Here is a 13,999-nt window from a genome sequence, read left to right as displayed (position 1 = left end):
CGGGTTCGGCGAGAGAAATGGCGCGGCAGACGACAGTGGCAGGTGTCCGGAAGCGACGATCCTGGCCGCAGGAAGCGGAGCGGCCTGAGGCGGCGTGGCCCGCCGAGGGCAATCGGCCGACCAGCGAGCGGGGACCGGCTGTCGGCTCCGCTCAGGCCAAGCGCGCGCCTGCGCCGATGAAGAGACTGAGCGTACGGGCCCAGAACGTCCTGAAGGAGCTCGCGGTCGAGCTCACCGGCGAGCAGCCGCCGAAGGGGAGTTGGTCGCCGTCGCGCGATCTGCTGCGTGCATTGACGGCCGAACGCCTTGCGACCGCGCGCAATTGCGGTCCGCATACGATGCGGGAGATCGTTGACTGGGCGCAGGGCTGTGGCGTGACCATCAAACCGGTGCTTCCGTCCGGCGGCTCGCTGTCGCAGATGTGGGCGGAGCTGATTGCCAATGCGTCGGCCGGCGCTCTGACCAGTGCGGAGATTGCCGGCGCCCTGCAGCGCTCGATCCGGCGGAAGAGCGTCCGCATCCCGATCGCGTTTCAGGTCATCCTGGTGAAGGTCCTGCTGTCCAGCTTCGAATAGGCGGCCTGCGAGGCTGCCGATATGTGTGCATCCGCAGCATCTCTCGGTTGGTTCCGTCGCGCCATCCTTGCTAATCTCGGCCGCGCTCGCACCATTGGCGGCGCGACGTTGAAGGCAGGGAATGGCTGACTCAAAGCGGAAGACAGGGAGCGCGGCGCCTGCGGCGTCGTCGAGGGGCGGCGCGATGCGCGAGGCGGATTACACCGCACTGGCGCAATTTCGCTATCAGCTCCGAACCTTCCTGGCTTTCAGCGAGACCGCGGCGCAGAACGCCGGGCTGACGCCGCAGCAGCACCAGGCGCTGCTGGCGATCAAGGGACTGGCCGACTCCGACGGCGCCAGCGTCGGTGACATCGCCGGCTTTCTCCTGATCCGGCACCACACCGCCGTGGAGCTGGTGGATCGCATGGCGAAGCTGAAGCTGATCGGCCGCGAGGCCGATCCCGAGGATGCGCGGCGCGTCCTGGTCAAGCTGACGGCCAAGGGCGAGCAGAAGCTGCGCTCGCTCTCGCGCATTCACCTTGACGAGCTGAGTGCCGCTGCGCCGGCGCTGGCCAAGATCCTGCGATCGTTCAAGGCCAAAACGCGCTGAGGCTCACGCTGCCGCGCCTTGCGCGGCGAGCTGGGCGGCCTGGTGCTCGGTGGTCAGCGCATCGGTCAATTCGCCGAGCGCTTCGCCGGCGATCACCTGCGGCAGCTTGTAGAGCGTCAGGTTGATGCGGTGGTCGGTGACGCGCCCTTGCGGGAAATTATAGGTGCGGATGCGCTCGCTGCGGTCGCCGGAGCCGACCTTTTCCTTGCGCTCGGCCGAGCGCGCAGCGTCGACGCGCTGCCGCTCGGCATCGTAGATGCGCGAACGCAGGATGTTCATGGCGGAGGCGCGGTTCTTGTGCTGCGAGCGGCTGTCCTGCATCATCACCACGATGCCGGTCGGAATGTGGGTGATGCGGATCGCCGATTCGGTCTTGTTGACGTGCTGGCCGCCGGCGCCTTGCGCGCGCATCGTCTCGATGCGCAGATCGTCGTTCTTGATCTCGACGTCGACATCCTCGACCTCGGGCAGCACGGCGACGGTTGCAGCGGATGTGTGGATGCGTCCCTGCGTCTCTGTGTCGGGCACGCGCTGCACGCGGTGCACGCCGGACTCGAATTTCAGCTTGGAGAACGCACCGCGGCCCTGCACCTCGGCAATGATTTCCTTGAAGCCGCCGACGGTGCCTTCGCTCGCTGAGATCACCTCGACCTTCCAGCCCTGCAAGGCGGCAAAGCGCTCGTACATCCGGAACAGATCGCCGGCGAACAGCGAGGCCTCGTCGCCGCCGGTGCCGGCGCGGATTTCGAGCACGACGTTGCGGTCGTCCATGGCGTCCTTGGGCAGCAGCGCGACGCGGATCTTCTGGACCAGATCCTCGATTTTGGGATTGAGCTCGTCGCGCTCCGCCTCCGCCATGCTGCGCATCTCGGCGTCTGTCGCCGGGTCGGCGATCAGCGCCTCGGTGTCGGCGAGCTCATTCACGGCAGCACGATAGGTCTTCACTGCCTCGATCAGTGGCGTGATCTCGGCGAGCTCGCGCGTGACCTGCACATAGCGTTCGGAGGAGAGCTGCCCCAGCGATTCGGCCTCGAGCGAGGCGTGATGCGCGAGCAGGACGTCCAGTTTGGCTTCGGGGAGTGACGACATTGGTTTGGTCTCAAAAGGCGGAGGGAGGCGAGGCGGCGAAAACGGGCGGCAGGCCCGCTACAACGCCAGGCCTTCGGCCTCGGCAAATTCCGTCAGCTTCTGCCGGATCGAGACGCTGCCGGTCGGCGCATCCAGCAGCGGCCCAAGCATCGCTTCGGCCTTCTTGGCGTCGAGATCGATCACCATCGCCTTGACCGGGCCGAGCGCGGTCGCCGACAGCGACAGTGAGCGGTAGCCCATCGCGATCAGCGCCAGCGCGCCGATCGGCTTCGAGGCCATCTCGCCGCAGAGTGACAGCGATTTCTTTGCGTCCTGCGACTTGCGCGCGATGTCGCGCAACGCCCGCAGGATCGGCGTCGACATGGTGTCGAAGCGCTCGGAGACCTTGGCGTTGCCGCGATCAACCGCGAACAGGAACTGGAACAGGTCGTTGGAGCCGACCGAGATGAAGTCGACCTTCTTCAGGAGCTCGTCGAGCTGATAGAGCAGCGCCGGCACCTCGACCATGGTGCCGATATCGATCCGCTCCGGCAGCGTGTGGCCGTGCTGGCGCAGGTAAGTGAGCTCGCGCTCGACCAGGGCCTTCGCCGAATCGAACTCGGCGACCTCCGAGATCATCGGGAACATGATGCGCAGCGCGCGGCCGCCGCCGGCGCGAAGCAGCGCGCGGATCTGGCCACGCAACAGGCCGGGGCGGTCGAGCCCGAGCCGGATCGCGCGCCAGCCGAGCGCGGGATTCTCCTCGATCACCGTCTCCATATAGGGCAGCGCCTTGTCGCCGCCGATGTCGAGGGTGCGGAAGGTGACGGGCTTCTGGCCGGCCGCGTCCAGCACGGTGCGGTAGAGCGCAAGCTGGTCGCTGGTGCGCGGCAGGCTCTGGCCGACCATGAATTGCAGCTCGGTGCGGAACAGGCCGATGCCGGCGCTGCCGGTGTCCTCGATATGCGGTAGGTCAATGGCGAGACCCGCATTGATCATCAGCTCGACCTTCTGGCCGTCCTTGGTGACGCAAGGGCGGTCGCGCAACGCAAGATATTGCGCCTGGCGGCGGGCGCGGAAGCGCACGCGTTCGGCATAGGCCGCCTCGACTTCCTGCGATGGCCGCACATAGATCGCGCCCGACGTGCCGTCGACGATGATGGCGTCGCCGGGGTCGGCGATGCCCGTCGCGTTCGGCACCTCGCCGACCGCGGGAATGCCGAGCGCGCGCGCCACGATCGAGACGTGGGAATTGGCGGTGCCTTCCTCGAGCACGATGCCGCGCAGGCGCTTGCGGTCATAATCGAGCAGCGCCGCCGGTCCCATCGCGCGCGCGATGACGATGGCATTGTCGGGCATCTGCTCGCGTGAGGGCGCATGATCCTGGCCGACCAGCTGCCGCATCAGGCGGTAGCCGAGATCCTCGAGATCGTGCAGCCGGTCGCGCAAATAGGGGTCAGTCACGCGCAGCATGCGGGCGCGGGTGTCGGACTGGACGCGTTCGACCGCGGCTTCCGCCGTGAGGCCGGTGGCGACCGCCTCGTGCAGCTTGTGCGACCAACCCTGGTCGTTGGCGAACATGCGGTAGGCTTCGAGCACGTCGCGATGCTCGCCGCCCTCGGCGACGTCGCCGCGCTCCAGCATCCGGTCGAGATCCGAGCGCAGCTTGGCGAGCGCGGTGTCGAGCCGCTTGATCTCCTTCGGCAGATCCTCGGCGATGTAGTCCTTGATGACGACGCGCGGCTCGTGCAGCACGACATGACCGAGCGCGATGCCCTCCGAGAGGATCGCTCCGGCCTTTTGCGTCGAATGGCGCGCGGCCGGCTCGGCGCCCGGCTGGGCCAGCGCGGACAATTCGCCCGACGCGATCAGCTCCGCCAGCACCATGGCGGTGGTCTGCAGCGCCTCGAGCTCTTCCTCGACATAGGTGCGCTTGGCGCGATTCTGCACCACGAGCACGCCGAGCGTATTGCCGGCGCGCAGGATCGGCACGCCGAGGAACGAGTGGTAGATTTCTTCGCCAGTCTCCGGGCGGAACGAGAAGGCCGGGTGGCTTTGGGCGTCGTTCAGGTTGAGCGGCGTCGCCTCGCTGGCGACGAGGCCGACCAGGCCCTCATGGGCGCTGAGCACGGTATGGTGCACGGCCTCGCGGTTGAGGCCTTCGGTGGCGTAGAGCTCGAGGGTGTTGTCGATGCGCAGCACATAGACCGAGCAGACCTCGGCCACCATGTTGGCGGCGATCAGCACCACGATCTTGTCCAGCCGCTCCTGGGCCGAGACCTGCTCCGCCATGGTTTCGCGGAGCCGTCTCAACAAGACGCGGGGACCTCCCGACGCGCTCCGCATGAACCGTCAATCTCCTCCGTCTGCCCGGCCCGGCGATATTGGCCGGCGGCTGGCCTAAAATTCCAGAAAAACAATCAAATTGTCTGTCCGGTCCAGGCGCAAACGACCGCTTGCACCGAATCAGCAGCCTGAACTGGGACACAGTCTGCGGCAGCCCACCCTCTTCGCCGTATAGCGAATTGAGGCTTGTTTTGCCAAGCAAAACGCCTGCCAAACGCGAAGGTGTGTACACCTTCGCGTTTGCTGCGACCGCTAAGAGAAAATTAGCCCAGGCATGGTCCGGAAAAGTGCGAAGCGGTTTTCCGGAAAGACCATGCTCAAACAACAATCTGAGGCGCGACGGGTCGCGCTTCAGGCCTGATCGAGGCCGTAGAGCGTGTGCAGCGTGCGCACCGCAAGCTCGGTATAGGCGGTGTCGATCAAGACCGAGAACTTGATCTCGGAGGTTGTAATGGCCCGGATGTTGATATTCCGTCCGGCGAGCGCCGAAAACGCCTGGGCGGCGACGCCGGCGTGGCTGCGCATGCCGCTGCCGATCACCGAGATCTTGGCGACGTCGGTCGCGGTATCCAGCCTCTTATAGCCGATCGTACCCTTGGCGGCGGTAATCGTGTCCTTGGCGCGGTTGTAGTCCGCGGCCGGGACCGTGAAGGTGAGGTCGGTGGTCTTGCCGTCCTCGGACACGTTCTGAACGATCATGTCGACGTTGATATTGGCATCCGCGAGCGGGCCGAAGATCGACGCCGCCACGCCGGGCTTGTCCTCGATCTGGCGCACCGAGATCTGGGCCTCGTCCTTCGAAAAGGCGATGCCGGTGACGACGTGGTTTTCCATGATCTCCTCCTCGCCGCAGATCAGCGTGCCGGGCGGCTGGTTGGCATGCGGGTCGATATCCTCGGGCTTGTCGAAGCTCGAGCGGACGAAGATCGGCATGTTGTGGACCATGCCGAGTTCCACCGAGCGAACCTGGAGCACTTTGGCGCCCTGGGAGGCCAGTTCCAGCATGTCTTCGAACGCGATCTTGTCGAGCCTCTTGGCCTTCGGCACGATTCGCGGGTCGGTGGTGTAGACGCCGTCGACGTCGGTGTAGATGTCGCAGCGGTCGGCCTTGACGGCGGCGGCGATCGCCACGGCCGAGGTGTCTGAGCCGCCGCGGCCGAGCGTGGTGATGCGGTTGGTCTTGGGATCGATGCCCTGGAAGCCGGCGATGACCGCGACCTCCTTGCGATCCCTGAAGCGGGTGATGATCTCGCTGCCGTCGATGTCCTCGATCCGGGCCGAGGCATGGGCGTCGCTGGTCTTGATCGGGATCTGCCAGCCCTGCCAGGAGCGGGCCTGGATACCCATGCCCTGGAGCACGATGGCCAGCAGGCCCGAGGTCACCTGTTCGCCGGAGGCGACGACGGCGTCGTATTCGCGCGCGTCGTGCATCGGCGAGGCCTCGGTGCACCAGGCCACCAGCTCGTTGGTCTTGCCCGACATCGCCGAGACGACCACAGCCACTTCATGGCCGGCGTCGACCTCACGCTTCACATGGCGTGCGACGTTGCGGATACGTTCGATGTTGGCGACGGACGTGCCGCCGAATTTCATCACGAGGCGGCTCATGACGACGCGTGCATTCCCTCATAAGGATCAGTATGGTGACCCGCAATGGACGGGTGCCTGCGGACACCGACCGGGCGTATACATAGCGACGGGGCCGGGGGCAAGTCGGTTCCTGAGGGGGCAGGCTTCAGGTCCAGCCGGGGGTATGGGTTAACCGAGATCATGGCGCGTTATATCGACGAGATCCTGCAGCCGGGCGAGCGGGTGCTGTATTCGACCAATGCACACTGGATCTTCTATTTCCCGGCCATTCTGGCCTGGATCGTGGCCTTGGCCCTGTTCGTGGCCTCCCGCCAGATGATCGATATTTATAGCGTGATGATCCTCTGCCTGTTCGGCTCCGGCCTGGTGGCGCTGGCCGCCCTGTACTGGACCCTGACGGGCTGGTTCCATCGCTTCACCACCGAGACCGACGTCACCAATCTCAGGGTTGTGCATAAGACCGGCTTCATCAAGCGCCGCACCTTTGAAATGGCGCTCGACAAGGTCGAAAGTGTCGACGTCAACCAGTCGATTCTTGGACGTATTCTCAACTACGGCGACGTGACCATTAACGGCGTCGGCGAAGGTCGCGAGACCATCGCAACGATCGCCTCGCCGCTGGCCTTCCGTAGTTCGATCACCACGCGGTAGGACCGCGCCTGACCATGAGCATGCAGCAAGATACTTCCGCAACCGCAAGCCCACCGCCGGGCTCGACCGTCGACACCGCCGAGATCGCGAAATTCTCAAAGCTCTCGGCCGAATGGTGGGACCCCAAGGGCAAGATGGCGCCGCTGCACCGGATCAATCCGCTGCGGCTCGGCTACATCCGCGACGCCGCCTGCCGCAAGTTCGAGCGCAATGTACGCAGCCTCAACTGCCTCGGCGGCCTGCGCGTGCTCGACATCGGTTGCGGTGCCGGCCTGTTGTGCGAGCCGCTGTCGCGGCTCGGCGCACAGGTCATCGGCGTCGATCCCTCGGCCAGCAACATCGCGGCAGCGAAGCTGCATGCCGACAAGAGCCATCTGTCGATCGACTACCGCTGCACCACGGTGGAGGAGATCGACCCGCGCGAGCGCTTCGACATCGTGCTGGCGATGGAGGTGGTCGAGCACGTGGTCGACGTCGGCGTCTTCCTGAAGCGCTGCGCCGCGATGCTGAAGCCCAACGGCTTGATGGTCGTGTCTACCCTCAACCGCAATTGGAAGAGCTTTGCGCTCGCCATCGTCGGCGCCGAATACGTCCTGCGCTGGCTGCCGCGCGGCACCCACGAGTGGAACAAGTTCGTCACCCCCGACGAACTGACCAAATATCTCCTCGACAACCGCCTCGTCATCACCGAGCAGACCGGCGTCGTCTACTCCCCCTTCGCCGACAAATGGACCCTCTCGTCGGATATGGACGTGAACTACATGGTGGTGGCGGAAGGGATGGTGTGAGGGACTGCTGCTGGTCGTGGCCTGGCTGTCTCCACAAATTAGGTGTCGTCCCGGCGAAGGCCGGGACCCATACCCCCAGGCAGCAGTCGTCGCGCGAAGCTATTCACCACGAGTCTTCGTCAAACCACTCCCTGTGGTTATGGGTCCCGGCCCCCCGTGCGCAATTGCGCACTAGGCCGGGACGACACTGAGTTTGTGGCGAGAGCATCGCTCCCATGACGTTCGTGTGGTTGACCCGTTGAATAGCTGGCGGCAGGTTGGCCGCAACTGCCCTCCTACCTGCCCCTCCCCATGCTCACCGTCACCAGCCTCTGGATTCCCTTCACCGTCATTGCCGCGTCCGGACAGGTCGCGCGCAATGCGATGCAACGATCGCTGACGAAGCCGCTGGGGACCTGGGGCGCGACCAATATCCGCTTCCTGTTCGGCTTCCCGTTCTCGCTGCTGTTCTTAGGGTTGGTGCTGATCGTCTCCGGCGATCACCTCGGTATGCCGCCGTCGGTGTTCTGGCCGTGGCTGCTGCTCGGCGCGCTCAGCCAGATCGTCGGCACCGGGTTGATGCTGCTGGCGATGAACGATCGCTCCTTCGTGGTGACGACGGCGTACCTCAAGACCGAGGCGATCCAGACCGCGATCTTCGGCTTCGTCTTCCTCGGCGATCATCTCACCTTGCTGAAGGTGCTCGCGATCGTGGTTGCGACTGTCGGCGTCGTCATCACGGCGCTGCGGCCCGGCGGCGAGAAGAGTTTTGCGGAATTGAAGCCGACCATTTTGGGGCTTGTGGCCGCCGCGGCGTTCGCGCTGTCCGCGGTCGGCTTCCGCGGCGCCATCATCACCGTGCCCGGCGTATCCTTCGTGACGGCCGCGTCGTTCACACTGGTGCTGGGGCTGTTCGCGCAGACACTGATCCTGACGGTCTACCTGCTCTGGCGTGCGCCGAAAGTGCTCCAGGCAATCCTTGGCCTGTGGAAGCCGTCGCTGTTCGCCGGCTTCATGGGCGCCTTCTCCTCGCAATTCTGGTTCCTGGCGTTCGCGCTGACGGCCGCCGCCAATGTCCGCACGTTGGCCCTGATCGAGGTGCTGTTTGCGCAAGGCGTGGCATATTACTCGTTCAAGCAACCGATCGCGCCGCGCGAAATTTTTGGCATCGCGCTGATCGTCGTCGGTGTCGCAGTGCTGGTGGGATTCTGACGCGCTTTGCGCGTCAGTTCCTGTCTTCCGGCAGCGTCGGCAGTGGCGACACTTCGATGCCTTCGTCGATCAGCGACTTCGCCTCGTCCGGCGAGGCCTCGCCGTAGATCGGGCGGTGCTCCTTGTCGCCATAGTGCATAGCGCGGGCTTCGTTGGCAAAACGCTCGCCGACATTGTCGGCGTTCTTGACGATGTGATCGCGCAGCTCCTTCAGCTTGGTGCGGAGCTCGCGCTCCTGCGCCATCATCAGCGAGGTGGATCCGGACTGCGCAGCCTCGGGGGCCGGCGTCGTAGCCGGCTCCGCTGGCGGTGTCGCGCGGCCGCGCCCCTTCTTGCCGACGATGCGCGGTGCCATGATCGCCTTGTCGACTTTGGCCGAGCCGCAGATCGGGCAGGTCACGAGCTTGCGCTTCACCTGCGAATCATAAGCCGACGAGCTTTGGAACCAGCTCTCGAACGCGTGCTTGCGGTCGCAATGGAGCGCGTAGCGGATCATGCCGATCCTCGCACCAGGTGCAGATGATCCGGCCCGGCCTTCGGATCGGAGACACCGAAACGGCGGCCGTGCTGGAGCGAGGGGATCGCGCGGCGTGCGGTCTCGACCTTGGCCGGGTCTATCTTGGCCATGATGATGCCTGGCTGGACATCGCCCTCGGCGAGAATCTCGCCCCAGGGATCGATGATCAGCGAGTGACCATAGGTCTCGCGCTTGTTCTCGTGGGTGCCTGCCTGGGCTGCGGCGAAGATGAAGCAGCCGGTCTCGATTGCGCGCGACCGCAGCAGGATGTGCCAGTGCGCCTCGCCGGTCTTGCGGGTGAAGGCGGAGGGAACCGTGATGAAATACGCGCCGCTCTCAGCGAGCGCGCGGTAGAGCGCGGGGAAGCGCACGTCGTAGCAGATCGTCAAGCCGACGCGGCCCCAGGGCAGGTCGGAGATCACGGCGGTCTCGCCCGGCTGGTAGTTCGCGGATTCGCGATAGCTCTCGCCGTCCGGCAGCTCGATGTCGAACATGTGGATCTTGTCGTAGCTCGCGAGCACTTGGCCCTCGGGCCCGATCAGGAAGGAGCGGTTGACCGCCTTCTCCGGCGAGAAGCGCAGCGCCAGTGAGCCGACATGGATGTGGATCTTCAGCTCGGCCGCGAGCGCGCGATACGCCTTCAGCGAGGAATCGTCCTCTTCGCTCTGCAGATGCTCGAACAGCGCCTTGCGGTTCAGCTGCATCATGTTGCTGACCTCGGGCGTCTGCACGTAATCGGCGCCCTTGGCCACCGCCTCCCGGATCAGTTTCGTTGCCTGCGCAAGGCTCGGCTCGGGCATCAGCCCGGTGCGCATCTGAATCATGGCCGCGGTGAAGGTGCGATCCTGAGCTTGATCTTGGCTCATGAGACCGCCTTGACGCTTTCGAGGAGGCCGTCGAGCCTGCCTTCGCGGTCGAGCGCGTAGAGGTCGTCGCAGCCGCCGATATGGGTTCCGCCGATCCAGATCTGCGGGAAGGTCGAGCCCTCGCCGGCGCGGTCGTACATCTCGTCGCGCCAGGACGGGTTCTGGGCGACGTCGAATTCCGTGAAGGTCGCCTTCTTGCGGGTCAAAAGCGACCGGGCGGCGGAACAATAGCCGCAGCCCGGCCGGGTGTAGATCTCGACAGCAGCGGTCATGTTGTCCAGCGCTCTCATGTCATGAATTTGTTGAATTATATGGGAGTTTACCGGCTCTCGACAACCCGGGCAAAGACCAGCACGTCGACCTGGGCCGCCTTGGCGCGAAGCAGTGCGCGCGCACAGGCATCCAGCGTCGCACCTGATGTCAGGACATCGTCGATAAGGATGATGCGCCGGCCCTGGACCTCGGCCTGACGGTCTGGGGATACCTGGAATGCGCCCTGCACATTGGTGGCACGCTGGGCCCGCGACAGGCCGATCTGCTGCTCGGTGGCGCGGACCCGGCGCAGCACCTCGCCTCGCACCTTCACCCCGCTCTGCCGTGCGATGACGTGCGCCAGCGCACCGGACTGGTTGTAGCGGCGGCGCCAGGCCCGGCGCCAATGCAGGGGCACCGGCACCAGCATGTCGGCGCCGGCAAGCAGCTCGCCGCCCGCGCGCGCCATCCAGCGGCCCATGGCGGGCGCGAGATCGGTGCGGTCCTGGTATTTTAGCGCATGCACCAGCGTGCGCGCGACATCGTCATAACGCACCGCCGCGCGTGCCCGCTGATAGGCGGGCGGACTCGCGATCGCCTCCATCGACAGCATGTCGGGGCCGGGATCATAGACAAAGGGAATACCGAGCCGCGGGCAGTAAGGCCGCTCGATGAAGGACAGCTTTGCCCAGCACGCCGCGCAAACGCCCTCGCCATCGACCGGCTCGCGGCAGGACACGCACAAGGTCGGCAACGCAATGTCGAGCACAAGCCGCGCGGCGCGCGACACCACGTGCCGGCCAGCCGTCCATGCGGCACGCAAGGGTGCGGCGATGGAGCGGGTCGGGGCGGCGTCGGCGTCCATGAGGGGAGGCTAGCGTTCCATGCAACGGATTGCCAGAACGACTTGGATCGGCGTAACCAGCGGCATGGCTCAGAACCCGCAGACCCCGCCGGCCTTGTTTGATCGCGCATTGCTGCATGCGCGGCAGCAGCGTGTGCAGGCGCAGGGGCCCGCCTCCTTCCTGCTCGATCGGGTCGCCGAGGACATGTCCGACCGGCTGGCCGCGGTGATGCGTGAATTTCACGCGCCGGCTGATCTCTGGACGCCAGGCGAGGGGCTCGCAGCGCTGCGCGCTCGGCTGCCGTCCATCGAACGGATCGCGCTCGATGCGGCGGGCTCGGAGAAATTGCCCTTTGCGCCGGAAAGCCTCGATCTCGTTGTCTCCGCGCTGGCGCTGCAATTCGTCAACGATCTTCCAGGCGTGCTCGCGCAGATCCGTCGCGCGTTGAGGCCCGACGGGCTGCTGCTCGCCGCGATGATCGGTGGCGACAGCCTGACCGAGTTGCGGCAGGCCTTTGCCGCGGCGGAAGCCGAATGCGAGGGCGGCGTGTCGCCGCGGGTGGCACCGTTCGCCGATCTCAGGGACATCGGCGCACTGTTGCAGCGGGCGGGCTTTGCGTTGCCGGTTACCGACGTCGACCGCGTCGTGGTGCGCTATGGCAATGCGTTCGCACTGATGCAGGATCTCCGCCGCATGGGCGCGGCCAATGTGCTGATCGAGCGGCGGCGCACGCCGAGCCGGCGCGCGACGCTGCTGCGCATGGCCGAAATCTATGCCGAGCGGTTTGCCGATCCCGACGGCCGCATCCGCGTGACGTTCGATATCATCTGGCTCTCCGGCTGGGCCCCGCATGCAAGCCAGCAGCAGCCGCTGAAGCCGGGCTCGGCGAAAGCGAGCCTCGCGGAGGCGGTGAAGAAGGCCAAACGGGACTAGCGTGTCCTGGACGCGGCACACCGCGCCTCACATCAGCAAATCAATCAAATGCGGGATCAGCGGAATGTCCGCGGGCGGCATCGGATAATCGCGCAATTTGTTGGCGCGGACCCACGCCAGCTTCTGGCCTTCGCGGGCTTCGACGATCCCCTCCCAGCGCCGGCAGATGTAGAGCGGCATCAGGAGATGAAACGTCTCGTAGGCGTAGCTCGCAAAGGTCAGTGGCGCGAGGCATGGTTCGGCGACGGTAATGCCGAGCTCCTCACTGAGCTCGCGGATCAGGCTCTGTTCCGGCCGCTCGCCGGGCTCCAGCTTGCCGCCGGGAAATTCCCAGAGGCCGGCCAGCGTCTTGCTTTCGGGGCGCTGCGCGATCAGGACGCGCTTGTCGGCGTCGACAAGCGCGCAAGCCACCACCAGTGTGAGCTTGAGATCGGCCATGGGGATTACGACCTGTAATCCCCGTTGATCGCGACATATTCCTTGGTGAGGTCGCAGGTCAGCACGCGGTCGCGGCCCTTGCCGAGGCCGAGCGAGACCTTGATCGCGATCTCCGGCGCCTTCATTGCGTCCGACACCTGCGCTTCGTCATAGGACGGATCGCGCGCGCCGCTCTTGGCGACGCGGATGCCGTTGAAGGAGATCGAGAGCTTGTCGCGGTCGGCCGGCTCCCCGGCCTTGCCCACGGCCATGACCACGCGGCCCCAATTGGCGTCCTCGCCGGCGATTGCGGTCTTCACCAGCGGCGAGTTGGCAATCGACATCGCGATCTTGCGTGCGGAGGCCTTGGTCTTGGCGCCCTCGACGGTGATCTCGACCAGCTTGCGTGCACCTTCGCCGTCACGGGCGATCTGCTCGGAGAGGTTGGCGAGGATCTGGTTGAAGGCCTTGGTGAAGGCCTTCAGGCGCGGATCGCTGGCGCGGCTGATTTTCGGTGCACCATGCTCGGCAGCGGCGCCCGTCGCGAACGCCAGCAGCGTGTCCGAGGTCGAGGTGTCGCCGTCGATCGTGACCGCATTGAAAGTGTCCTCGACGCCGGCCTTGAGCAGCGCCTGCAGCGCGGCCGGCGCGATCGGCGCGTCGGTGAAGATGAAGGACAGCATCGTCGCCATGTCGGGGGCGATCATGCCGGCGCCCTTGGCCATGCCGTTGATGGTGACCTTGGCCTTGCCGAGCTTCACGGTCGCGGTCGCGACCTTGGGGAAGGTGTCGGTGGTCATGATCGCCTTGGCGGCAGCGAGGTAGTCGCCGGCCTCGGCGGTCTCGGCGAGGCGTCCCAGCACGCCGTCGAACTTGGTCGCGTCCAGCGGCTCGCCGATCACGCCGGTCGAGGCCAGAAAGATCTCGCTCTCGCTGCAGCCGACGGCCTTGGCCGCGATCTTCGCGGTCAGAGCGGTTGAACTGCGGCCGGTCTTGCCGGTGAAGGCGTTGGCATTGCCGGAATTGACGACCAGCGCGCGGGCCTTGCCGCCCTTCAGCTTGGCGCGGCACCATTCGACCGGCGCGGACGGGCACTTCGATTTGGTGAAGACGCCGGCGACCGCCGTGCCCTTGTCCATGATCGCCAGCAGCACGTCGGTGCGGTTCTTGTAGCGGATGCCGGCCTCGGCCGTCGCGAGACGGACGCCCGCGATCACGGGCATGTCGGGAACGTTCTTCGGGGCGAGCGGGGAGACGGTTGAGGACATCGCGGGGCGCCTTGGCTTGTGCCTTGGTGAGGTCTGGATATGCAGATGGCCGGGCGATGCCCGGCCATTGCGATGCTTAGATACTCTTGGCGTCACCGAA

Annotated in this window: 15 protein-coding genes; 6 read left to right on the top strand and 9 right to left on the bottom strand. The window is 65.7% G+C overall.

What is annotated here, in order from left to right:
- Positions 1 to 17: 17 nt before the first annotated feature.
- Complete coding sequence (locus ACLFLU_RS40825) at positions 18 to 575, top strand: hypothetical protein (protein WP_426410265.1); 558 nt, start codon at positions 18 to 20, stop codon at positions 573 to 575.
- 121 nt (positions 576 to 696) lie between these two features.
- Positions 697 to 1,167 (top strand): MarR family winged helix-turn-helix transcriptional regulator, encoded by a 471-nt coding sequence (locus tag ACLFLU_RS40820; RefSeq protein WP_426410264.1) that lies wholly within the window; start codon positions 697 to 699, stop codon positions 1,165 to 1,167.
- A 3-nt stretch (positions 1,168 to 1,170) separates the two neighbouring features.
- Here ACLFLU_RS40820 and prfA read toward each other — a convergent pair whose 3' ends face one another.
- The 3 genes from prfA to ACLFLU_RS40805 form a co-directional block, all read right to left on the bottom strand.
- Positions 1,171 to 2,256, bottom strand: a complete 1,086-nt coding sequence (gene prfA, locus ACLFLU_RS40815) for a peptide chain release factor 1 (RefSeq protein WP_426410263.1) — start codon at positions 2,254 to 2,256, stop codon at positions 1,171 to 1,173.
- Between the two features lie 57 nt (positions 2,257 to 2,313).
- On the bottom strand, positions 2,314 to 4,581 hold the full coding sequence (gene ptsP, locus ACLFLU_RS40810) for a phosphoenolpyruvate--protein phosphotransferase (RefSeq protein ID WP_426410262.1): 2,268 nt from the start codon (positions 4,579 to 4,581) through the stop codon (positions 2,314 to 2,316).
- A gap of 351 nt (positions 4,582 to 4,932) precedes the next feature.
- Positions 4,933 to 6,189 carry an aspartate kinase gene (locus ACLFLU_RS40805; RefSeq protein WP_426410261.1) on the bottom strand — a complete coding sequence of 419 codons (1,257 nt, stop codon included), beginning with the start codon at positions 6,187 to 6,189 and terminating at the stop codon, positions 4,933 to 4,935.
- A gap of 162 nt (positions 6,190 to 6,351) precedes the next feature.
- Here ACLFLU_RS40805 and ACLFLU_RS40800 point away from each other — a divergent pair, with 162 nt between their 5' ends.
- From ACLFLU_RS40800 to ACLFLU_RS40790, 3 genes are all read left to right on the top strand, one after another.
- Positions 6,352 to 6,822 carry a PH domain-containing protein gene (locus ACLFLU_RS40800; RefSeq protein ID WP_426410260.1) on the top strand — a complete coding sequence of 157 codons (471 nt, stop codon included), beginning with the start codon at positions 6,352 to 6,354 and terminating at the stop codon, positions 6,820 to 6,822.
- A 14-nt stretch (positions 6,823 to 6,836) separates the two neighbouring features.
- A complete protein-coding gene (gene ubiG, locus ACLFLU_RS40795) occupies positions 6,837 to 7,610 on the top strand; it encodes a bifunctional 2-polyprenyl-6-hydroxyphenol methylase/3-demethylubiquinol 3-O-methyltransferase UbiG (RefSeq protein WP_426410259.1) in 774 nt (257 codons plus the stop codon).
- A gap of 291 nt (positions 7,611 to 7,901) precedes the next feature.
- A complete protein-coding gene (locus ACLFLU_RS40790) occupies positions 7,902 to 8,801 on the top strand; it encodes an EamA family transporter (RefSeq protein WP_426410258.1) in 900 nt (299 codons plus the stop codon).
- Between the two features lie 13 nt (positions 8,802 to 8,814).
- Here ACLFLU_RS40790 and ACLFLU_RS40785 read toward each other — a convergent pair whose 3' ends face one another.
- Genes ACLFLU_RS40785 through ACLFLU_RS40770 form a run of 4 tightly spaced genes read right to left on the bottom strand, consistent with a single transcriptional unit; the run spans position 8,815 to position 11,301 of the window.
- Entirely contained in the window at positions 8,815 to 9,297 is a 483-nt protein-coding gene (locus tag ACLFLU_RS40785; protein ID WP_426410257.1) for a DUF1178 family protein, read from the bottom strand.
- Positions 9,294 to 10,184, bottom strand: a complete 891-nt coding sequence (locus tag ACLFLU_RS40780) for a carbon-nitrogen hydrolase family protein (RefSeq protein ID WP_426410256.1) — start codon at positions 10,182 to 10,184, stop codon at positions 9,294 to 9,296. Before ACLFLU_RS40780 ends, ACLFLU_RS40785 begins: the two co-directional genes overlap by 4 nt.
- Positions 10,181 to 10,456, bottom strand: a complete 276-nt coding sequence (grxC, locus tag ACLFLU_RS40775; protein WP_426410255.1) for a glutaredoxin 3 — start codon at positions 10,454 to 10,456, stop codon at positions 10,181 to 10,183. The genes ACLFLU_RS40780 and grxC overlap by 4 nt, the downstream gene beginning before the upstream one ends.
- Positions 10,457 to 10,503: 47 nt before the next feature.
- Entirely contained in the window at positions 10,504 to 11,301 is a 798-nt protein-coding gene (locus tag ACLFLU_RS40770; protein ID WP_426410254.1) for a ComF family protein, read from the bottom strand.
- A 64-nt stretch (positions 11,302 to 11,365) separates the two neighbouring features.
- On the opposite strand from ACLFLU_RS40770, the gene ACLFLU_RS40765 reads away from it, so the two are divergent.
- Positions 11,366 to 12,214 carry a methyltransferase domain-containing protein gene (locus ACLFLU_RS40765; RefSeq protein WP_426414177.1) on the top strand — a complete coding sequence of 283 codons (849 nt, stop codon included), beginning with the start codon at positions 11,366 to 11,368 and terminating at the stop codon, positions 12,212 to 12,214.
- A gap of 27 nt (positions 12,215 to 12,241) precedes the next feature.
- Here ACLFLU_RS40765 and ACLFLU_RS40760 read toward each other — a convergent pair whose 3' ends face one another.
- Together ACLFLU_RS40760 and argJ are read right to left on the bottom strand one after the other, a co-directional pair.
- Positions 12,242 to 12,652, bottom strand: coding sequence for a (deoxy)nucleoside triphosphate pyrophosphohydrolase (locus ACLFLU_RS40760; protein ID WP_426410253.1), 411 nt, complete (start codon positions 12,650 to 12,652; stop codon positions 12,242 to 12,244).
- 5 nt (positions 12,653 to 12,657) lie between these two features.
- Entirely contained in the window at positions 12,658 to 13,899 is a 1,242-nt protein-coding gene (argJ, locus tag ACLFLU_RS40755; protein WP_426410252.1) for a bifunctional glutamate N-acetyltransferase/amino-acid acetyltransferase ArgJ, read from the bottom strand.
- Between the last annotated feature and the right edge of the window lie 100 nt (positions 13,900 to 13,999).

It is taken from the genome of Bradyrhizobium ganzhouense (assembly GCF_049949285.1).
In the GTDB taxonomy this organism is placed as follows: domain Bacteria; phylum Pseudomonadota; class Alphaproteobacteria; order Rhizobiales; family Xanthobacteraceae; genus Bradyrhizobium; species Bradyrhizobium ganzhouense.
This window is presented reverse-complemented; position numbering and strand designations above follow the sequence as displayed.